Origin of the sequence: Gordonia rhizosphera NBRC 16068 (assembly GCF_000298195.1) — a bacterium.
GTDB lineage: Bacteria > Actinomycetota > Actinomycetes > Mycobacteriales > Mycobacteriaceae > Gordonia > Gordonia rhizosphera.
The window spans coordinates 114,628-134,766 of record NZ_BAHC01000197.1; the positions used below are offsets into that span (position 1 = coordinate 114,628).

Genomic DNA, 20,139 nt, shown 5'->3' on the forward strand with positions numbered 1-20,139 from the left:
CTACAATCGTGATCTACACGACTTGACAGATTGTTAGGACATTAAGACACTTACGGTTAACTCAGCGCGTGACCACAGTCACGTCAACGGCCCGATGTAACCCAACGAAGGAGCGCCGATGTCCACAGCCGAGCATGCAGAGCTCGCCAGAGAACGAGCCGCACTACCCCCGCTGGGACACGGTCCTTTCCGTCGCCGTCTCCACTCGGTCGCGCTCATCGCCACTCTGGGCGGCCTGCTCTTCGGCTACGACACCGGCGTGATCAACGGCGCACTCGAGCCGATGAAGACCGACCTCGGCCTGACGGCCTTCACTGAAGGCGTCGTGACGAGTTCGCTCCTATTTGCGGCGGCGTTCGGCGCCATGATCGGCGGCCGCCTGTCGGATTCCTGGGGGCGCCGCAAGGCCATCGTCCTGCTCGCGGCTCTCTTCCTGATCGGCGCACTCACCTGTGTGTTCGCCCCGGGTTTCGGAGTGATGGTCCTTGGTCGCGTCATCCTCGGCCTCGCGGTCGGCGCCGCGTCCACCGTCGTTCCGGTCTATCTCGCCGAACTCGCGCCCTACGAGATCCGCGGATCGCTCGCCGGCCGCAACGAGGTGATGATCGTCGTGGGCCAGCTGGCCGCGTTCGTCGTCAACGCGATCATCGGCAACGTGTGGGGTGAGCACGAGGGCGTCTGGCGCATCATGCTGGCCGTCGCGGCGCTGCCCGCCATATGCCTGATGGTCGGCATGCTGCGGGTGCCGGAATCGCCGCGCTGGCTGATCTCTCAGGGTCGTCACGACAAAGCACTCGAAGTTCTCGGAACCATCCGGACCCCGCAGCGCGCCCAGGCCGAGATCGACATGATCACCGAGATCGCCGAGATGGAGAAGAACCGCGTCCACGCCGGCTGGTCATCGATCCGAGACAGCAAATGGGTGCGTCGCATCATTCTCGTCGGCATCGGCCTCGGTGTGGCCCAGCAGCTCACCGGTATCAACTCGATCATGTACTACGGCCAGTCGGTTCTGAAGGAGGCCGGATTCGATTCCAACGCCGCCCTCGTCGCCAACATCGCGCCCGGCGTGATCGGCGTCGTCGGCTCCATCACGGCCCTGTGGCTGGCACAGCACATGAACCGTCGCACCACACTGCTGATCGGCTTCAGCCTCACCACCGTGTGCCACTTCCTCATCGGTATCGCGTCGATCCTGTTGCCCGTGGGTAACCCACTGCGTCCCTATGTGATCCTGCTGCTGGTCGTCCTGTTCGTCGGCTCGATGCAGACCTTCCTCAACGTCGCGATCTGGGTCCTGCTCTCGGAGATCTTCCCGTTGCAGATCCGCGGTCTCGCGATCGGCATCTCCGTGTTCTGCCTGTGGATGACCAACGCCTTCCTCGGCCTGTTCTTCCCGACGCTGGTCGAGGCGATCGGTATCACCGGAACCTTCTTCATGTTCGGTGTGGTCGGCATCTTCGCGCTGATCTTCGTCTACACGCAGGCCCCGGAGACTCGCGGCCGCACCCTCGAGGAGGTCGAGGAGGATGTGACGACCGGCGCGATCTACACCCATCACCTGCGAGCGAAGGCCGACGCCTGACCGGTCGGCCGGTCTGGCAAAATTCCGCCCGGACAAGAGCCCCTCACAGCCGGAACATCGACGCCACGTCGGTGCGCCCGCTGTGAGGGGCGCTTTGCGTGGGGCGTTTTCGCGGGGAGAGCCCGTCAGCGAGCAGACGCAGGGTCTCGGAGAGCGGTTGCCGTCGTCCCACGCACCACCAGCGTGGGCAGCCGCACGGTCGCCGGCGGCTCGCCCCCGTCGATCATCGTCAGCACCCCTGCCACCGCATCGGCGGCCATCTGCCGGGCATCCTGCGAGACCGTGGTCAGCGGCACCCGCAGACGGGAGGCGAGCCGGGCGTCGTCGTAGCCGACGACGGAGATGTCCTCGGGCACCCGCAGTCCCGCGTGACCGATCGCGTCGATGACCCCGGTCGCGCAGTCGTCGTTGAAGGCGATGACGGCGGTGGGCGGGTCGCCGGCGTCGAACACCTCGCGCATCGCGCGGGCGCCGTCGATCTGCCCGAGCCCACCCCGCACGATCCGCGCATGATCGCTGCGGCCGTGGCGTGCCATCGCCGCGCGGAAACCCTCCCGACGATCCTGCGCACCGGGGGCGTCGGCTCCGTCGATGTGCACGATGTCGGAGTGCCCGAGCTCGACCAGATGATCGACGGCCAGCCCGATACCGGCGGAATCGTCGCTGCGCACGAACCCGACGTCGTCGACGTCACTACCTCGTGCAACCACCACAACCGGTAGCCGGCGCGCGGTCGTGGCCAGCGCGTCGTCGTCGAGCCGGGAACCGAGCAGGATCGCCGCCTCACAGCGTTCGCTGAGCACGGTGTCCAGCGCCCGGGATTCCGAACGGGTCGGCGCGATCGCGCTGATCACGACGTCGTAGTCAGCTTCGGCCGCGACGGCGTAGATCTCCTCGACGAGGTCGCCGTGGAACGGCTCGCGTAGTTCGAAGGTCACGCCCAACAACCGCGACGACGACTGGCGCAACTTGCGCGCCCGCTGATCGGGTACGTAGCCCAGCTCGTCGGCGATCCGTCGAACACGCGCCCGCGTCTCGTCGCTCGCGCCGGGTGCGTCGCGCATGACGATCGAGACCAGCGCCGTCGAGACGCCGGCCTCGCGGGCGACGTCGGCGAGCGTCATCCTCGCGCCGCTGCGTTTCTCCCTGCGCCGTTGCGGCATCCGTTTCTCCCCTTGACGAGTGCGAACAGTGCGTCCTAGTCTAGCCTAGAACGTTCTACTAGAACGTTATAGATCATCCTTCGGAGACAATCGGAGAACTCATGACCAGCGCCCCCTCCGTGGCCACCGCCACGACCCCCCACCGACCGAACGCACCCGTCCGCATCGCCACCATCGGCGCCGGGCGGATCGGCAGCAGCCACACCGCGCTGGTGGCACGCCATGTGTATGGCGCGATCGTCACCGCGGTCGCCGACCCCGTCGATGGGGCTGCCGCGCGCCTGGCGGACGCCGTCGACGCGCCGTTCGCGACCACCGACATCGACGAGGTGCTCGTCTCCCCCGAGGTCGACGCCGTGCTGATCACAGCGCCTGCCCGCAGCCACAGCGACCTGGTGTGTCGCGCCGCCGCCGCGGGCAAGCATGTCTTCTGCGAGAAGCCGATGGCGGTGACCCTCGACGAGGCGGATCGGGCGATCGCGGCCGCCGAGGCCGCCGGTGTGGTGCTGCAGGTCGGCTTCAACCGCCGGTTCGCGCCCGGGTTCGCCGCGGCACGCCGGGCCGTTGACGACGGCCGCGTCGGCACCCCGCAGCTCCTCCGATCGCTGACCCGCGATCCCGGACCGTGGGAGGTGGACCCCGTCCGGGTGCCGCAGTGGACGATCTTCCTCGAGACGCTGATCCACGATTTCGACACCCTCTGCTTCCTCAACCCGGGTGCGCGGCCGGTGTCGGTGCACGCGTTCGCCGACGCGCTGATCCGGCCGGACGCCAAGGCGTCGGGGCATCTGGACACCGCCGTGGTCACCATCACCTTCGACAACGGCGCCATCGCCACCGCCGAGGCCAGCTTCTCGGCTCTCTACGGGTACGACGTCCGTGGCGAGGTGTTCGGGTCGAAGGGCATGGCGACCGCCGGTGACGGCCGTACCACCGACATGACGTTCTACGGCGCGGCCGGTGTGGAGATCGACACCGCCCGTCGCGACACCGACCTGCTGCATGACGCGTACGTGGGCGAACTGTCGGCGTTCGCCGATGCCGTGCGGACCGGCTCGACCGCTGTCGTCTCCGGCCACGACGCCCGCACCGCCTTGCAGATCGCGCTCGCAGCGATCCGCAGCATCGAGACCGGTGCGACCGTGTCGATCGCGGAGATCGCGTGATGTCGGCCCCGTACTCGCTGGCCGCCAGCGCCGAGATGCTCTATGTCGACCGGCCTTTCGTCGATCGGGTGCGTGCCATCCACGAGCGGGGGCTCCTCGTCGAGATCTGGGACTGGTCCACCAAGGACATCGACGCCCTCGTCGCGACCGGCGCGTCGTTCGTGTCGATGACGGGGTATCTCACCGGCAACCTCACCGACCCGGATGGCATCGCCGAGTTTCTCGATACCGCCGAACAGTCGCTGAAGGTGGCCGAACAGCTGGACTGTCCGAGCCTCAACGTGCACGGCACCGGACTCGGACCAAAGGGCCTGCCGGTCAAACCGGTCGAGGTGGTCACGCCGGCGATGTGGCTGACCGCCGCCGACACCCTGCGCCGTCTCGCCGAACTCGGGGAACGTCACGGTCGGGTGTTCACCCTGGAGAACCTCAACCTCGCCGTCGATCATCCGGGCACCCCGTTCGCCACCGCGGCCGACACCATGACCCTGGTCCGGGCCGTCGACTCGCCCCATCTGCGGATGAACCTGGATCTCTATCATGCGCAGATCGGCGAGGGGAACCTCATCGAACTATGCCGCAGCGCAATGCCTTTCGTCGGCGAGATCCAGGTCGCCGACGTCCCGGGACGATGCGAGCCGGGCACCGGCGAGATCAACTATCCGGCGATCGCCAAGGCACTCAAAGAGATCGGCTACGACGGGGTGGTCGGTCTGGAAGGATGGGCGAGCTCAGACCCCGACGCCGCGCTTGATGCCTTCACTGCAGCATTCGCCTGACGAGCCGCGCCACCTCGAGGTGCTCGCCGGTGGGAGCGTGGTCGTCACTTGCCGACGGCAGCCGGTCGGGCCAATTCGAGCACGCTGTCGAGGACGGCTCGCGCCGCCCTCGACGGTGTGCGCGTGGACGAGTGGGCGATCGAGATCTCCCACACCAGCTGCTTGTCCGAACACGGCACGATCGGCACCCCTGACTGTTCGCGGGCAACACCGAGCGGAACAAGGGTGACACCGAAACCCTTGACCGCCAAACTCATTCCGAAGAACTGGTCGGCCACCTCGATCACCGTCCGTCGAACGGGAACCTCCTGGTCGACCACTGCCCGCGTCCCCCACCCCGGCGGATAGTCGATGACACGCTCCTCGGTCAGATCGGCGGTCGCAAAGGACCCGGCTTGCGCCAGGTGGTGATCCGGCGAACAGACGAGGACCAACGGCTCGGCCGCCAGGCGGTAGACAGCGATCCCGGGGACATGCTCCGGGTAGGCGCCCAGGAACGCGAGGTCCAGTGTGCCCGCGCGGATGCCGACGATGTTGCCGGAGGTGCCACGCGGATTCTGTCGCATCGCGATCGTGATCCCGGGATGGCGCCGATGGAGTTCGGCCAGGGCCTCGGCCAGGTCGATGGACACGATGTTCACCAGCGCGCCCACGGCCACCTCGCCGCTGATCTCGCCGCGGACTCCTGCGATCGCGTCGAACACGTCGGCCCGAGCACGCAGCGCCGCGCGAGCCGGACCCACCACCGCACGCCCGGCGTCGGTGAGGACCAGCACGGTGGGCGTCCGATCGAACAGCCGCTCCCCGAGCTCCCGTTCCAGCCTCGCAACCCCCGTCGACACCGCCGATTGAACGACATTGAGCGAACGCGCGGCCGCGGTGAACGTCCCCTGGTCACAGCAAGCGAGGAAATACTCCAGATGGCGTAGCTCCATCGCCACCTCCATCACAATCCGAGATACTCATATCAAAATCTATCGCTATTCCAGAAGGTGCGTAGCCCGGATCATGGAGTCATGACAGTGACCAGCGGTGAATCCTCACACGCGGAGGTCCGCCTCAGTAGATTCGTGGTCTTCCTGTTCGCGGTGACCGCGGGATCATCGGCGGGCTGCCTCTACTACCTCCAGCCGCTACTGCACGAGATCAGCGTGGATTTCTCCATCTCGACCGCGACCGCGGGGCTGGTGGTGGCCCTCACACAGATCGGCTATCTCCTCGGACTCGCTTTCGTCGTCCCGCTGGGCGATTTCGTCAACCGCCGTCGACTCGTGACCGGACTGTTGGTCGTCTCCTGCGTGGCACTGTTGGCGGCCGGACTGCTGCCCTCCTACGGTGGCCTGCTGACCATGATGTTTGCCGTCGGCGTGTCCGCGTCGGCGGCTCAGGTCGTCGTTCCGTGGGCGGCCGCGATCGCCGGACCGCACGAACGCGGCGCGGTGGTGGGACACGTGATGAGCGGGCTGCTCATCGGAATCCTGTTCTCCCGTGTCCTTTCCGGACTGGTCGCCGAGATCGGCGGATGGCGGGCCATCCTGTTCGTCGCCGCGGCGGTGCAGCTGACAATGGCCCTGGCGGTGTGGTTCCGGGCGCCCGGGGCGCGGCCCGCGGCAGCCGGATCTCGGCAGAGCTATTCGCAGGTGCTGGCCTCGATTCTGACCCTCGTGTGGCAGCAACCCGTGTTGCGTCACCGCATGATCCTGGGCGGGCTCAACATGGCGGCATTCAGCGGCTTGTGGACCGCGATCACCTTCCTGCTGGCCGGTGCCGGAGATTCACCCTACGACTACCCCGAAGCGTCGATCGGACTCTTCGGTCTGGCGGGCGTCGCCGGTGCCCTGGGCGCACCCATCGTCGGCAAGCTCGCCGACCGCGGCTATCTGCGCCACACCCAGTACATGGCGTGGGTGGTACAGGTCGTCGGCTGGGCGCTGCTGTGGGTCGGCGCTCGTGACGTCATGATCCTGATCGTGGCATTGCTCGTGTTCGACTTCGGCGTGCAGGGCGTGCAACTGGCCAATCAGACCGGCGTGTACTCGCTCGATGACCGAGCCCGTTCCCGTTTGACGACCGCCTACATGGTGGCCTACTTCGCGGGCGGCGTGATCGGGTCGTCGGTGGGCGCCTGGGCCTATCAGGCCGGCGGCTGGTCGCTCGTGTGCGGGCTCGGGATCGGTTCCGCGGCGACCGGGTTTGCTGCCTGGGCCCTGTTCGCGCGGACCGAACGTGCACACCCGATACAGGGCGTCGCCGCGCACGCCCGCTTGCGAACCTGAGTGCCAAGGTTCGTCCCCCGGGTATGGGTTGATACTCCACGTGCAGACGGAGAACGAACCACATACCCGGGGGGGCGAATTAGCTAGCGCGACAGATTTTTTCGGCGGAGCTCCGCGATCGCGGTCTTGAGTCCACGGACCTTCGGCATCCCGGCGAACCGACGCTCGGACGCGGTCTCCGGCGCGTCGTCGGCGGTGTCGCGAAGGAACTGATCCGGAAGCGCGAGCTTGTTGATGGTGCGCAACGTCTTCATGTACTGCACGAACAACGACCCGGTGGTGTACGGCAGGTCGTACTTGTCGCACAGCCCTCGGACGCGCTCGGCGATCTCGGCGTAGCGGTTGCTCGGCAGATCCGGGTAGAGATGGTGCTCGATCTGATAGCAGAGGTTGCCGCTCATGAACGCCATCGCGGGGCCCGCATTGAAGTTCGCGGTGCCCAACATCTGGCGGAGATACCACTGGCCGTGGGTCTCGTGTTCGAGTGACTCGACGGTGAATTTCTCTGCGCCATCGGGAAAATGGCCGCAGAAGATCACCACATACGCCCATACGTTGCGGATCAGGTTCGCAGTGAGATCGGCGGTCAGCGTGTGTTTGAAGTTCGGCCCGGTCAGCGCGGGAAACAGCACGTAGTCCTTGGCGACCTGCTTGCCGACTTTGCGGCCGAACTGCTTGATCTGCGGGATCGCGACCTCTTTGGGCTTGCGGCCCGCGATGACCTCCTTCAGGGCCAGGTCGTGCAGGCCGATGCCCCATTCGAAGGTGAGGCCGAGCAACACGTTGAACAGCGGCTGGAAGGCGCGCCGCGGCTCCCAGGGCTCGTCACGGGTCACCCGCAGGATCTTGTAGCCGACGTCGTCGTCCATCCCGACGACGTTCGTGTACTTGTGGTGGATGTAGTTGTGCGAGTGCTTCCAGTGCGGGGACGCACACACCATGTCCCATTCCCAGGTCGTCGAATGGACCTCGGGATCGTTCATCCAGTCCCACTGCCCGTGCATCACGTTGTGCCCGAGCTCCATGTTCTCGATGATCTTCGAGACCGCGAGTGCGCCGGTACCGAGCAGCCACAGCGACCGCTTGTGGCTGCCCAGCAGGGCGGCGCGTCCCGCCACCTCGAGGATCCGGTGCGCGAGAATCGTACGGTGCAGGTAGCGGACGTCGCGCTCGCCGCGGTCGGACTCGATCTCACGTCGCAGTGCGTCGAGTTCCGCGCCGAGCGCCTCGACGTCGGCTTCCGTCAGGTGTGCGTAGGCGTTGATGTCAGTGATGGCCATTGACGCCCATTATGCCTGCACACCAGAGTGGTGTTCCACGGTCATTGGTCCCCCGACCTCGTATTTCGCCCAAATGCCCCAGGATTGCTAGGCAGCCCGGCGTGCGACCGGCGTGGACGCCTCGGCCGGGCGCACCCGGCGACGGAGGAGTCCGGAACCCTCACGCAACGACTTGATCGCCGAGCGCAGACCACGACGACGACCCGTCATCGGATCCACCGTCGACTGCAGGCGCAGATCCTCGGGCAGACCGTCCTTGAAACGCCGCTCCGAGGCCGTCTCCGGCGCATCGTCGGTGGTCGCCTTCAGATACTTGTCCGGCAGTGACAGTTTGGCGATGGTGCGCCAGGCCTTGGCGTACTGCACGGGCAGCGGGCCGGTGGTGTAGGGCAGGTCGTACTTCTCGCATAGCGCCCGCACTCGAACCGAGATCTCCGGCAGCCGGTTGCTCGGCAGATCCGGGTAGATGTGGTGCTCGATCTGGTACGAGAGGTTGCCGCTCATGAAGCCCAGCACCGGACCCGAGCGGAAGTTCGCGCTGCCCAGCATCTGACGGAGGTACCACTCGGCCTGTGTCTCACCGTCGACGTCCTGCTTGGTGAATTTCTCGGCGCCATCGGGGAAATGTCCGCAGAAGATGACGGCGTTGGTCCACACGTTGCGGATGATGTTGGCCGTCGCATTGGCGGTCGCGGCCTTACCGAAGGCCCGGCCGAAGCCCACCCGCCGGCCGGTGGCCGCACTCACGACCGCCGGATAGACGACGTAGTCCTTGGCGACCTGCTTGCCGATCTTGCGGCCGACGTCGCTCAGATCGCGACGGAACTGCTCCTTGGCCTCCGGCGTCCGGCGCTTCTTGCCCAGCTCGAGATGCTGTGCCGCCACACCCCACTCGAAGAACAACGCGAGCAGCGTGTTGTAAGCGAGGTTGCCGAGATAGAACGGACGCCAGCGCTGGTCGCGCGTGACGCGCAGCAGCCCGTAGCCCACGTCGTCGTCCATGCCCAGCACGTTGGTGTACTTGTGGTGGATGTAGTTGTGGGTGTGCTTCCAGTGCGCCGAAGGATCGGTGTTGTCCCACTCCCACGTGGTGGAGTGCACCTCCGGATCGTTCATCCAGTCCCACTGCCCGTGCATCACGTTGTGCCCGAGCTCCATGTTCTCGACGATCTTGGCGATGCCGAGCGCCCCGGCGCCCGCCCACCACATCGACCGCTTCGAAGACCCGAAGATCAGCGCACGACCGGCCAGCTCCATGCCACGCTGGAAGCGGATCGTATTGCGGATGTAGCGCGCGTCGCGCTCTCCACGATCGGCCTCGATCTCGGCGCGGATCGCGTCGAGTTCGGCGCCGAGCGCCTCGACATCGGACTCGGACAGATGTGCGTATTCAGGGATGTCCGTGATCGCCATATTGCTCCTCGCGGTCGACCTACCATTCCGTAACTTACGCAAGCGTAGGTTGCATGGGGCCGTTCTGTCCAGCCCCCGGCACGGAATGTGGCCCAGCCCTCTCGAGATCAGAGCACGATCGACGTCTGGATGTGCACGGTCGACGGTGGGGTGCGCACAGTCGACGGGGCGGGGTCTAGGGATCGACGGGGTGGAGGTCGCGGGAGGCCGGCGGGCCAGGCGGTCAGGCCTCGTCGCGGAGCAGTTCGTACCCGAAAAGGTCTTCCATGACCCCGGCCGACAGTGCGGCGAGGGGCTGGGTGCCGAAACGGTGCATCCCGGCGGCCTCGGCGAGCGCCCAGCTCCCCTTGTTGCTCGCCGCGGCGAAGAGCGTCAGCCGACGCAACCCCAGGACATCGAAGCTGTGGCGCACGGCCGCGGGGAACGTCTCGCGCAGCACGCCGGTGCCCCGCGCCTCGGGGTGGGTGTAGAACCCCGCCTCGGCACCGGTGACGTCATCGATCTTGAACAGCGAGATGTCACCGAGGTAGAGGTCGTTCTCCTTGTCAGCCACCGCCCACGTACAGGTCTGCCCGCACGCGGCGGTCCACCATTTGCGGGTACGTTCGGCGGCCGCGTGTTCCACGGTCAGCGGCGATGGGCGCCCGAACAGGTATTTGCGCGAGATCGGGTCGTCGAGGGTCTCGCGGATGCGCTCGTCGTCGGCGGCCGACAGCGGCCGCAGCCGGAACCGCTCGGTCTCGAAGGTGGTGGTGCGCCAGGTGGACTTGGGGGCGAAGTCGTCGCCGGCATGCCACTTCGCAGACCACGCGTCGACCACACCGCTGTTCATCTCGAGCCAGTCGGGCAACTTGGCGAGCAGGGTGAACCCCGCCGCGTGGGCCGTGCGCAGGCTGGTGAGGTTGCCCTCGGCCGCCTCCCACCGCACCACCTCGACGTCGCGTTCGGTGGCTGCGTAATCCATGGCAAGGACGAGCGCGCGCCGGGCCAACCCTTCGCCGCGGGCGTCCGGATGCAGAACGAACCCGATATCGACCACCCGACCGGAGCCACGCAGGTCCACGCTGCCGATGAAGCGGCCCTCGCATTCGATCGCCCAGATCATCGAGGCCCCGGAATCCCAGCCCCGAAGCGCACCGGTGATGAAACGTTCGGCATCGGTTCGGCCGTAGGGCGAGGGCATCTTCGCCCAGCGCATCGTCAAGGGATCGGTCGCGTATTCCACCACCCGGTCAATGTCATCGGGCCGATGTGCCCGCAGCGACACGACCCCGTCGGACAGGACCGGGACCTCGATCGACTCCGCCAATCGGGACAGTTCAACACGCACGCGGATCTCCTCCATCGTCGGCTCCGTGGTCGGTCTGTCCGACTCAGCCTAACCCTTCGGGCGCTGCCGCCGACGGGGACGAGGGAGGAGAGCAGTATCAGACGTCGAGGGTGCAGTCCCCGGCGGCGGCGCTGATGCAGGTCTGGATGCGTTCACCCTCGACGTGCTCGACACCGGTCCGCAGGTCTCGGACGCAGCCCTTGTCGAGCATCACCACGCAGCTCTGGCAGATACCCATCCGGCAGCCGAACGGCATGAGCACCCCGGCCTCCTCCCCGGCCTCGAGCAGCGTGGTGGCGCCGTCGATGTCGGTGGCGGTGCGGCCGGACCGGCCGAACGTGACGGTTCCGCCCTCGGCCCCGTGCGCCCCTCGTTCGAGGGCGAACCGCTCGATGTGGAGGTGATCGGCCAAATCGGCCTCGGCGAACATGTGGTGCAGCGCGTCGAGGAATCCGGACGGACCGCAGGCCCAGGTCTGCCGTTCTGACCAGTCCGGGACCAGCTCGACGAGCCGCTCCGGGGTCACCTTGCCCTCCGAGCGGGTGTGTTGCACGTGCAGGTCGATGACACCGTCGGTGGCCATGACGGCCAACTCGTCACCGAACATCAGATCGTCGGGTGTGGGCGCCGAATGCACGAGTCGGATGTCGGTCTCCTGCCCACGGTGCCGGATCGTACGCAGCATGGAGATGATCGGGGTGATGCCGCTGCCGGCCGTCGCGAACAGGATCTTGGCGGGCAACGGGTCGGGCAGCACGAACTCGCCCTGCGGTGCGGCGAGGCGCACCACGGTGCCGGGCCGCAACCCGTTGACCAGGTGCGAGGACAAGAATCCCTCGGGCATCGCCTTCACGGTGATCGCGATGGTCTTGTCCCCCGCATCGACGGGCGCCGACGTCAGCGAGTACGAACGCCAGGTCCACCGCCCGTCCACCAGAACCCCGATGCCAACGTACTGCCCCGGCGCGTAGTCGAGCGAGAAGCCCCACCCGGGTCGGATACGGATCGTCGCCGAATCCTCGGTCTCCGGGGTGACCGAGACGACCTTCCCGCGCAGCTCACGCGCGGACCAGAGCGGGTTCGCCAGATGCAGGTAGTCGTCGGGCAAGAGCGGCGTGGTGATCCGCGACAGGGCGGCACGCGCCCATTGCGCCCCGCGGCTGCGCGCCGCGACATCGGCGACCGGTTCCTCGAAACGTTCGAGCCAGCCCATGTGCACTCACCTCATTCGCATGGTCGCGTGCTTCGGTGCCCGCGACGATTTCGCCAACCTACGCTTCCGTAGGTTACGCGATTTGCGGGGCTCCGCAAAGGTGGGTGGTCACAGCAGTTCGAGCAGGAAGGGCAACTCCTGGGTGGCGTACCAGGCGAGGTCGTAGTCCTCGACGTCCCCGACCGCGAGTTCGGCGTCCTGATCGCCGAGGTCGGCGGCGTCGATGACCACCACCGCCGCACGGACCTTCTCCTCGGCGTCGGCGCCGTCGACGTGCACCGACGCGATGTCGCGCATCGGTACCGGGCCGGCGATCTTCACCACGGCATCGTCGAGTTCGGGGCGCAGGGTGACATCGCCGACATCGGCGGCGACCACCACTCGACGCGGCGGCAACCTCGGGGTGTCCCCGGGCTTGGTGCTCGACTCGTCGGCTGCGAGGTCGGCGTCGGCGACGAGGTCGCCCGCCTCGGGGGCCTCACCGGCGAGCAGTCGCAACGAGGCACGGGCAGCCTCCCGCATGGCCACCTCGGAGAGTTCCTCGTCGTCGCCGGACAGGAACGACTCGCGCAGCGCGGGGGTGAGGGCGAAACCCGTGCCGCCGATCGCCCGGAACACACCGGTCTCGGTGAGCTCCATGAGCATCGTCAACGTCGCCGGCAGATACACCCTCATCGCACCCGTTCCCCTCACTCACCTGCGGTGCCCGGCCACCAGCGGCGCCGCGCGATCCTCAGCGCCAACTGTAGTCAGTAGGTCGACTCGAGTTCCTCGTAGGAATCGGTCACGTAGTCGGTCATCGCATACAGGTCGCTGAGCACCCCGCGGTCGGCCATGAATGCGAACTGCAGGTTGTCGTGGTATTCGGTGACGCTGATCGACAACGCGCGCTGGGCCATCAGCAGCGGGATCGCGAACATCTCGGCCACCGGGATTCCGGCGACGAACCGGGCCGACACCGGCCCGGTTCCGATCGCCACCGGCACGTTGTAGCTGCGCTGATTAAGGCTGCGGAACGCACGAGAGCTGAACTCGGGGAAGGGGACGACGCCGAGTTCGGGCAGCAGCGGTCGCGGCCCCATCGACAATCGTCGCGACGAATGCGCGAACCGATTGGCCAGCCCCGCCACCTGGGCGAGACGGACCGCCGGATTGTCCTCGCCGACCGGGAGATCGGTGACGAAGCTCGGTTTCTCGACGGTGATCAGCCGGCCGTCCGGTTCGATGCGGCGCTCGATTGCCGGATCGCGGGTCGACAGCGGCAGCACCACGCGGACCGTGTCGCCGGACTGCAATGACTCGTTGAAGGACAGCATCCACCGCCGCAGCACTCCCGTGATGATCGCGAGTTCTACGTCGTTGACGGTGCACTCGTAGCGGTCGGCGATCTTCGCGCATCCACGCCGCGGGACCGACGCGACCGCGAAGATCCGGGTGGAGGTCGACGCGCTGTTCAGCGGGCTCGACGGCGCGGAATCGGTGAGCTGCTGCACGATACCGCCGAACCGTCGCAGGACCCCTTCGGCGGTCGCCCGCAGATCCGAGACGATCCCGTTCCCGTGCACCACCGAGTCGACCAGGTCACCGGGCCGCGACAGCGCCTCGGCCAGCGCGCCCAGAGCCAGATACGTCGCTCCCGGCGGAGAACCCGGCATCCAGAGGTCTTCGGCGAGAGGCTCGACCTCCGGAACCGGGTCGGAGATGATCTCGCTGATCTCGAACGCGGACTCGCCGTCGACCAGACACCGATGGGTTTTGGTCAGGATCGCCAGTTTCCCGTCGGCGAGCCCCTCGATCAGATACATCTCCCACAACGGTCGCGTGCGGTCGAGCGGGCGGGACATCACCCGGGCGATCAGGTCTTGCAACTGCACCCGGGCGCCGGGCCGCGGTAGTCCGGACCTGCGGATGTGGAAATTGATGTCGAAATCGGGGTCGTCGACCCAGACCGGTCGAGCGAGACCGAGGCTCACCTCCCGCACCACCTGCCGATACCGCGGCATCAGTTGTAGCCGGTTCTCCACCAGGCCGACCAACCGCTGATAGTCCAGGGTCGCGGGCGGCGGTGTAGCGGAGCCGTCCTCGTCGGCGTCGGCGCCCGTACCGGCCCCGGCCGGATCGAGGATCAGCAACGCGCCCAGATGGGTCGTGGAACCGGAGTCATCGAGGAAGTAGAACATCGCGTCACTCGGAGACAGTCGGTTCACCACATGGCAAATCCTAGTGGTGTGTCTCGGAGATAGGTGGCCGGCTCGTGGTGTCCGATGCAACCCACTGCAACCGTTGTCTCACCGAGGGCCACGAGGTGGAGTCGGAGGAGACCCATCGACGACGAGGGAGACACCAATGCGGGCTGCACGCTATTACGACCGGGGCGACATCCGGATCGAGGACATCACCGAACCGGAGGTGGTCCCGGGCACGGTCGGGATCGACGTCGCCTGGTGCGGTATCTGCGGCACCGATCTGCACGAGTACGCCGAAGGGCCGATCTTCATCCCGCCGGCCGGGCATCCGCAGCCGATCAGCAAGGAGAGTGCACCGATCACGCTCGGTCACGAGATGTCGGGTGTGGTGTACGCCGTCGGCGCGGGCCTGGACGACATCGCGGTGGGCGATCACGTCGTGGTCGAGCCCTACATCCTGCACGACGATGTGGACACCGGACCCGACAGCCACGACTATCACCTGTCCGAGGACATGAACTTCATCGGCCTCGGCGGCTGCGGCGGAGGGCTCGGCGAGAAGATCACCGTGAAGCGCCGGTGGGTGCACAAGATCTCCTCGAACATCCCACTCGATCAGGCCGCGCTCATCGAGCCGCTGTCGGTCGGGTATCACGCGGTCGAGCGCAGCGGCGCCGCGTCGGGTGCGACCGCACTGATCACCGGCGCCGGGCCGATCGGCCTCCTGACCGCGGCGGTGTGTAAGGCGAAGGGCATCACCACGATCATCAGCGAGCCCAGTTCCCTGCGACGCAACAAGGCGGTCGAGGCGGGCGTCGGCGATCACATCGTCGACCCCGTCGCCGACGACGTGGTCGCCCGGGTCCGCGACATCAACGGCGGACGAGGTGCCGACGTCGGGTTCGAGTGCACGTCCGTGCAGCCCGCCCTCGACACCCTCCTCGACGCTCTCAAGCCCACCGGGGTGCTCGTCGTCGTCTCCATCTGGAGCCACCCCGGGTCGGTCGACATGCAGAAACTGGTGCTCAAGGAGATCGACATGCGCGGCACCATCGCGTATGTGAACAGCCATCCCGCGACCATCGAACTCGTCGAGCAGGGCAAGGTCGATCTGGCCCCCTTCATCACCGGCCGGATCGGTCTCGATCACCTCATCGACGCGGGTTTCGACACGCTCATCAACCGCAACGAGACCGCGGTCAAGATCCTGGTGTCGCCGTCCGGCGCCGGTCTGTGAACTGCTCACGCGAGACTGAAGGCAACCAGCTGCCATCGATATTCGACGGCCCGACGTAGTCCCGGTCCGGACCCGACGGAGGTCCGGACCCGGCGCGGGCGTCGCTCGATGCGCCCGGCGAACGCGCGGACCCGCTCGCCGCGCCGATAGCTGCCGAAGATCTCCGCGGCGCCGGGCCCCAACATCTGCACGTGCATCCGACGCAGTGTCGCGGAGGCCTCCACCGCGCCCGTGGACCTCGACGTGCCCTGGGCCCGCGCCAGGGCCGCAACGTGGTCGAGCAGGTGCACCGTCGTGTGGGCGTCGAGTTGATTCAGGCTGCGGCGTCGATCGAGGACCTCGAAGAGCAGGGTGATGGTGCTGATCGCGAACTTGCGCGCCTCGAGGGTCGTGGCCGACACCGTGCGCGAGCCGCCACGCCCCGACTCGTCCGCGGCCCCCGGGTCGGCGTCGCGCACGCTTGACGGATCGGTGACCACCGGTTCGACGGGCCGCGGCGCACCGTCGAGCGTGGAGTCGGTGGCGGCGTCGGCGACGACGCGGGCCATCGGCTCGTAGGGCGGGGCCGGACGGATCAGGACTCGAGGCGTCTCCATGAGAATCGGACGCAGCAGCGCCGCATCCGGTTCCCATCAATCATCCGACGGTGTCAGATAACGGGTCCGACCCGTGGGTCAGCGACGACGTCGCTTGGACTTCGGCGGCTTCGCCCGGGTCCCCTTGACGCTCTGTCGTGCCGCGGCCCGACGCTCCCGGCGCGTGGCCGAGACCAGGGCCGGATCGTCGAGTTCCTCCTCGGCCGAGTGCGTCTCGGTGCCGCCACCCTCGGACGGACCGGAGAACGTCATCGGGACGTCCGGCTTGTCCACCCCGACCGCACGCAGTGCCGCCGGAACCTGGGACTCCGATTCCTCCTCGGAAGCCGGGGAGCCCGGGACGCCGTTCGCCGCAGCCGCCGCCGCGAGCGCTGCGGCGGTGGGTGCTGCGGTCGGCACCGGGGCGAGCGCCGGGGCCGGCGCCGCCTGCTCGGTCTGCACCTGCACGTTGTAGAGAAACCCGAGCGCCTCTTCCTTGAGGCCGTCGAGCATACCGGTGAACATGTCGTAGCCCTCACGCTGGTACTCGACCACGGGATCACGCTGGGCCATCGAGCGCAGGTGAATGCCCTCGCGCAGGTAGTCCATCTCGTACAGGTGATCCTGCCACTTGCGGTCCAGCACGGTCAGCAGGATGCTGCGCTCGAGCTGCCGCATGGCGCCCTCACCGGCGATGCCCTCGATCTCGGCCTCACGCTTTTCGTAGGCCTGATGGGCGTCGGAGAGCAGGGTCTGCTTCAGCTCGTCGGGGCTGATGTCCTCGCGCTCACCGAACTCGTCCTCGCCCACGACCTCCTTGGGTTCCAGTGAGATCGGATACAGCGTGCGCAGCGCCGTCCAGAGCTGGTCGAGGTCCCAGTCCTCCGTATAGCCTTCGGCGGTCGCGCCGTCGACGTAGGCGCCCACGACCTCGTCGATCATGGTCTGCACCTGCTCGCGGTGGTCCTCACCCTCGAGGATGCGGCGGCGCTCGCCGTAGATGACCTTGCGCTGCTCGTTCATCACCTCGTCGTACTTGAGGACGTTCTTGCGGATCTCGAAGTTCTGCTCCTCGACCTGTGTCTGCGCGCTACGGATGGCCTTGGTCACCATCTTCGCCTCGATGGGCACATCGTCGGGCAGATTGACGCGGTTCATGATCGCCTCGAGCGCGGCGCCGTTGAACCGCCGCATCAGTTCGTCGCCCAGCGACAGGTAGAACCTCGACTCCCCCGGGTCACCCTGCCGCCCGGAACGACCACGGAGCTGGTTGTCGATCCGTCGCGACTCGTGGCGCTCGGTGCCGAGGACGTAGAGACCACCGGCCTCCCGCACCGCCTCGGCCTGCTCGGTCGCATCGGCGCGGGCCACCTCGATGGCCTCCGGCCACGCCTCTTCGTACTGCTCGGGCGTGTGCACCGGGTCCAGGCCCGCCTTGCGCAGCCGGGTGTCGGCGATGATGTCGGGATTGCCGCCGAGCACGACGTCGGTGCCACGGCCGGCCATGTTGGTCGCGACGGTGACCGCACCTGCGCGACCCGCCTCCGCGATGATCTGCGCTTCCTGCTCATGGAACTTCGCATTCAGCACGTTGTGCGGGACGTCGCGCTTGGCGAGCTGACGCGACAGGTACTCCGAGCGTTCGACGCTGGTGGTACCGATCAGGACCGGCTGGCCTTTCTCGTGCCGTTCGGTGATGTCGTCGACCACCGCGTCGAACTTCGCCTCTTCGGTCTTGTAGATCAGGTCGGTCTGATCCTTGCGGATCATCGGCCTGTTGGTCGGGATCGGCAGCACCCCGAGTTTGTAGATCTGGTCGAACTCGGCCGCCTCGGTCTCGGCGGTACCCGTCATGCCTGCGAGCTTGTCGTACATGCGGAAGTAGTTCTGCAGCGTGATCGTGGCCAGCGTCTGGTTCTCCGGCTTGATCTCCACGCGCTCCTTGGCCTCGATCGCCTGGTGCAGACCCTCGTTGAAGCGGCGACCGTCGAGCACACGGCCGGTGAACTCGTCGACGATGAGCACCTCGCCGTTGCGGACGATGTAGTCCTTGTCGCGGTGGAAGAGCTCCTTGACCTTGATCGCGTTGTTCAGGTAGCTCACCAACGGCGAGTTGGCCGCCTCGTAGAGGTTGTCGATGCCGAGCTGGTCCTCGACAAAGGTCACACCCGCCTCGTGCACGCCGATGGTCTTCTTCTTGATGTCGACCTCGTAGTGCACATCCCGTTCGAGCAGCGGCACGATACGTGCGAACTCGACGTACCACTTGCTCGAACCCTCGGCGGGACCGGAGATGATCAGCGGCGTGCGAGCCTCGTCGATCAGGATCGAGTCGACCTCGTCGACGATGGCGAAGTTGTGGCCGCGCTGCACGAGGTCGGGAAGGTTGTGCGCCATGTTGTCGCGCAGGTAGTCGAACCCGAACTCGTTGTTGGTCCCGTAGGTGATGTCGGCCGCGTAGGCCTCCCGACGCTGCTCGGAATTCATCCCGGTGAGGATCACCGCGGTGTCCAGACCGAGGAACCTGTGCACACGCCCCATCCACTCGGAGTCACGTTTCGCCAGGTAGTCGTTGACGGTGACGACGTGCACGCCGTCGCCGGCCAGCGCGTTCAGGTAGGCGGGCAGCACACAGGTCAACGTCTTGCCCTCGCCGGTCTTCATCTCGGCGATGTTGCCGTAGTGCAGTGCCGCGCCACCCATGATCTGCACGTGGAAGTGCTTCTGTTCGAGGACACGCCAGGCGGCCTCCCGTGCGACTGCGAACGCCTCGGGAAGCAGTTCGTCGAGGGACGCGCCGTCGGCGTAGCGCTCCTTGAACTCGTCGGTCTTCGCGCGCAGTTCGTCGTCCGTCAACGCCTCGACATCGTCGGCGAGCGACTCGACCTGCGACGCGATCGCGTCGAGTCGTTTGACCATTCGGCCTTCACCGACGCGCAGCAGCTTGTTCAGCACCGTGGATCGAGTCCCTCACTCTTGTCGCTTACACACGAAATCCGGCCTGTAGCCAAGTACAGGCCGGATTCCATGGTACCGGCGTCATCTGAATGCAACCTGATCGGTGTCAGGCCCGACGCGTCAGGCGAGACGGATCAGCGTCAGGCGAGACGGATCAGCGTCAGGCGAGACGGATCAGCGTCAGGCGAGACGGATCAACCCGTAGTCGAAGGCGTGGCGCCGGTAGACCACGGACGGCTTCTCGGTCTCCTTGTCGTGGAACAGGAAGAAGTCGTGTCCGACCAGCTCCATCTCGTAGAGGGCGTCGTCAACAGACATCGGCACCGCCTCGTGCTCCTTGATGCGCACCACCGTGCCGGGCTCGTGGTCCTCGACACCGTCATCCCACACGCGTTCGGCCTGGTCCGAGATCGTGCTCGACTCGGGTTGCGCCTCGAGCTGGTTGTCCCGCAGCGGCGGCGCACCGACCTCGGTGGCCTCGGCGACCGAGATCGGACGTCGGTTGCCGTAGGAGACACGACGACGGTCCTTCACCCGACGCAACCGCGATTCCAGCTTGTCGAGGGCGCCCTCGAGAGCCGCGTAGAAGTTCTCACCGGACGCCTGGGCACGGGCCTTGGGGCCCTTGCCGATCGCAGTGATCTCAACCTGCTGGCACACCTTGGACTGGCGGCGGTTGCGTTCGTGGTACAGCTCGACGTCGAAACGGAAGATAGAGGGATCGAACCGCTCGAGCCGCGCGAGCTTGTCGCCGACGTAGATGCGGTAGTGGTCTGGGATCTCCACGTTTCGGCCGCTGAAGTCGACCGTCGCGGTGGGTTGGGCGGGCTCGGCGGCTTCCACGGTGCCGGGCGGGCGAACGAAGGCGAAGCTCGGATCGAACGCCGAGTCGTCGACCGGGGCGGCGTTCGCCGCATGGCTGCGCGCGTCCTCACGAGCCCCGACCTTGGATTCGCGGTTGCCCTTGCGGTGGATGAC

General features: G+C 66.9%; 16 protein-coding genes. 5 read left to right on the top strand and 11 right to left on the bottom strand.

What is annotated here, in order from left to right; all coding sequences use genetic code 11:
* The first annotated feature begins 118 nt into the window (after positions 1-118).
* Positions 119-1,585 (top strand): sugar porter family MFS transporter, encoded by a 1,467-nt coding sequence (locus GORHZ_RS24100; RefSeq protein WP_006337739.1) that lies wholly within the window; start codon positions 119-121, stop codon positions 1,583-1,585.
* Between the two features lie 125 nt (positions 1,586-1,710).
* On the opposite strand, the gene GORHZ_RS24105 is transcribed toward GORHZ_RS24100, so the two are convergent.
* Complete coding sequence (locus GORHZ_RS24105; protein WP_040533243.1) at positions 1,711-2,748, bottom strand: LacI family DNA-binding transcriptional regulator; 1,038 nt, start codon at positions 2,746-2,748, stop codon at positions 1,711-1,713.
* A gap of 101 nt (positions 2,749-2,849) precedes the next feature.
* Here GORHZ_RS24105 and GORHZ_RS24110 point away from each other — a divergent pair, with 101 nt between their 5' ends.
* Together GORHZ_RS24110 and GORHZ_RS24115 are read left to right on the top strand one after the other, a co-directional pair.
* Positions 2,850-3,914 (top strand): Gfo/Idh/MocA family oxidoreductase, encoded by a 1,065-nt coding sequence (locus GORHZ_RS24110; RefSeq protein WP_006337741.1) that lies wholly within the window; start codon positions 2,850-2,852, stop codon positions 3,912-3,914.
* Positions 3,914-4,693 (top strand): TIM barrel protein, encoded by a 780-nt coding sequence (locus tag GORHZ_RS24115; RefSeq protein WP_006337742.1) that lies wholly within the window; start codon positions 3,914-3,916, stop codon positions 4,691-4,693. Before GORHZ_RS24110 ends, GORHZ_RS24115 begins: the two co-directional genes overlap by 1 nt.
* 44 nt (positions 4,694-4,737) lie before the next feature.
* Here GORHZ_RS24115 and GORHZ_RS24120 read toward each other — a convergent pair whose 3' ends face one another.
* Positions 4,738-5,628, bottom strand: coding sequence for a LysR family transcriptional regulator (locus GORHZ_RS24120; protein ID WP_040533279.1), 891 nt, complete (start codon positions 5,626-5,628; stop codon positions 4,738-4,740).
* Between the two features lie 81 nt (positions 5,629-5,709).
* Here GORHZ_RS24120 and GORHZ_RS24125 point away from each other — a divergent pair, with 81 nt between their 5' ends.
* Entirely contained in the window at positions 5,710-6,969 is a 1,260-nt protein-coding gene (locus tag GORHZ_RS24125) for an MFS transporter (protein WP_006337747.1), read from the top strand.
* 83 nt (positions 6,970-7,052) lie between these two features.
* Here GORHZ_RS24125 and GORHZ_RS24130 read toward each other — a convergent pair whose 3' ends face one another.
* From GORHZ_RS24130 to GORHZ_RS24155, 6 genes are all read right to left on the bottom strand, one after another.
* Positions 7,053-8,249 carry a fatty acid desaturase family protein gene (locus GORHZ_RS24130; RefSeq protein ID WP_006337749.1) on the bottom strand — a complete coding sequence of 399 codons (1,197 nt, stop codon included), beginning with the start codon at positions 8,247-8,249 and terminating at the stop codon, positions 7,053-7,055.
* Positions 8,250-8,336: 87 nt separating this feature from the next.
* A complete protein-coding gene (locus tag GORHZ_RS24135) occupies positions 8,337-9,662 on the bottom strand; it encodes a fatty acid desaturase family protein (protein ID WP_006337751.1) in 1,326 nt (441 codons plus the stop codon).
* Positions 9,663-9,885: 223 nt separating this feature from the next.
* Positions 9,886-10,992: a GNAT family N-acetyltransferase gene (locus tag GORHZ_RS24140; protein WP_040533283.1), complete on the bottom strand. Its 1,107-nt coding sequence runs from the start codon at positions 10,990-10,992 to the stop codon at positions 9,886-9,888.
* Between the two features lie 97 nt (positions 10,993-11,089).
* Entirely contained in the window at positions 11,090-12,205 is a 1,116-nt protein-coding gene (locus tag GORHZ_RS24145) for a ferredoxin reductase (protein ID WP_040533246.1), read from the bottom strand.
* A gap of 108 nt (positions 12,206-12,313) precedes the next feature.
* Positions 12,314-12,880 carry a DUF6912 family protein gene (locus tag GORHZ_RS24150; RefSeq protein WP_006337757.1) on the bottom strand — a complete coding sequence of 189 codons (567 nt, stop codon included), beginning with the start codon at positions 12,878-12,880 and terminating at the stop codon, positions 12,314-12,316.
* Positions 12,881-12,954: 74 nt separating this feature from the next.
* Positions 12,955-14,415: a wax ester/triacylglycerol synthase family O-acyltransferase gene (locus GORHZ_RS24155; RefSeq protein ID WP_006337758.1), complete on the bottom strand. Its 1,461-nt coding sequence runs from the start codon at positions 14,413-14,415 to the stop codon at positions 12,955-12,957.
* A gap of 136 nt (positions 14,416-14,551) precedes the next feature.
* Between GORHZ_RS24155 and GORHZ_RS24160 the strand changes: the two genes are divergently transcribed.
* A complete protein-coding gene (locus GORHZ_RS24160) occupies positions 14,552-15,628 on the top strand; it encodes a 2,3-butanediol dehydrogenase (RefSeq protein WP_006337759.1) in 1,077 nt (358 codons plus the stop codon).
* 5 nt (positions 15,629-15,633) lie between these two features.
* On the opposite strand, the gene GORHZ_RS24165 is transcribed toward GORHZ_RS24160, so the two are convergent.
* From GORHZ_RS24165 to hpf, 3 genes are all read right to left on the bottom strand, one after another.
* On the bottom strand, positions 15,634-16,224 hold the full coding sequence (locus GORHZ_RS24165) for an Rv3235 family protein (RefSeq protein WP_006337760.1): 591 nt from the start codon (positions 16,222-16,224) through the stop codon (positions 15,634-15,636).
* A 78-nt stretch (positions 16,225-16,302) separates the two neighbouring features.
* Positions 16,303-19,158: a preprotein translocase subunit SecA gene (gene secA / locus GORHZ_RS24170; RefSeq protein WP_006337761.1), complete on the bottom strand. Its 2,856-nt coding sequence runs from the start codon at positions 19,156-19,158 to the stop codon at positions 16,303-16,305.
* A gap of 183 nt (positions 19,159-19,341) precedes the next feature.
* The gene (hpf, locus tag GORHZ_RS24175) at positions 19,342-20,136 is read right to left on the bottom strand and encodes a ribosome hibernation-promoting factor, HPF/YfiA family (RefSeq protein WP_040533285.1); all 795 of its coding nucleotides are present in this window, start codon (positions 20,134-20,136) and stop codon (positions 19,342-19,344) included.
* Positions 20,137-20,139: the final 3 nt, after the last annotated feature.

Excerpts from the sequence above, each read along its gene's own strand:
- GORHZ_RS24130 (WP_006337749.1), bottom strand. The coding sequence starts at position 8,249 with ATGGCCATCACTGACATCAACGCCTACGCACACCTGACGGAAGCCGAC.
- GORHZ_RS24150 (WP_006337757.1), bottom strand. The coding sequence starts at position 12,880 with ATGAGGGTGTATCTGCCGGCGACGTTGACGATGCTCATGGAGCTCACC.
- GORHZ_RS24105 (WP_040533243.1), bottom strand. The coding sequence starts at position 2,748 with ATGCCGCAACGGCGCAGGGAGAAACGCAGCGGCGCGAGGATGACGCTC.
- GORHZ_RS24135 (WP_006337751.1), bottom strand. The coding sequence starts at position 9,662 with ATGGCGATCACGGACATCCCTGAATACGCACATCTGTCCGAGTCCGAT.
- GORHZ_RS24160 (WP_006337759.1), top strand. The coding sequence starts at position 14,552 with ATGCGGGCTGCACGCTATTACGACCGGGGCGACATCCGGATCGAGGAC.
- GORHZ_RS24115 (WP_006337742.1), top strand. The coding sequence starts at position 3,914 with ATGTCGGCCCCGTACTCGCTGGCCGCCAGCGCCGAGATGCTCTATGTC.
- GORHZ_RS24165 (WP_006337760.1), bottom strand. The coding sequence starts at position 16,224 with ATGGAGACGCCTCGAGTCCTGATCCGTCCGGCCCCGCCCTACGAGCCG.
- GORHZ_RS24145 (WP_040533246.1), bottom strand. The coding sequence starts at position 12,205 with ATGGGCTGGCTCGAACGTTTCGAGGAACCGGTCGCCGATGTCGCGGCG.
- GORHZ_RS24100 (WP_006337739.1), top strand. The coding sequence starts at position 119 with ATGTCCACAGCCGAGCATGCAGAGCTCGCCAGAGAACGAGCCGCACTA.
- GORHZ_RS24120 (WP_040533279.1), bottom strand. The coding sequence starts at position 5,628 with ATGGAGCTACGCCATCTGGAGTATTTCCTCGCTTGCTGTGACCAGGGG.
- GORHZ_RS24125 (WP_006337747.1), top strand. The coding sequence starts at position 5,710 with ATGACAGTGACCAGCGGTGAATCCTCACACGCGGAGGTCCGCCTCAGT.
- GORHZ_RS24110 (WP_006337741.1), top strand. The coding sequence starts at position 2,850 with ATGACCAGCGCCCCCTCCGTGGCCACCGCCACGACCCCCCACCGACCG.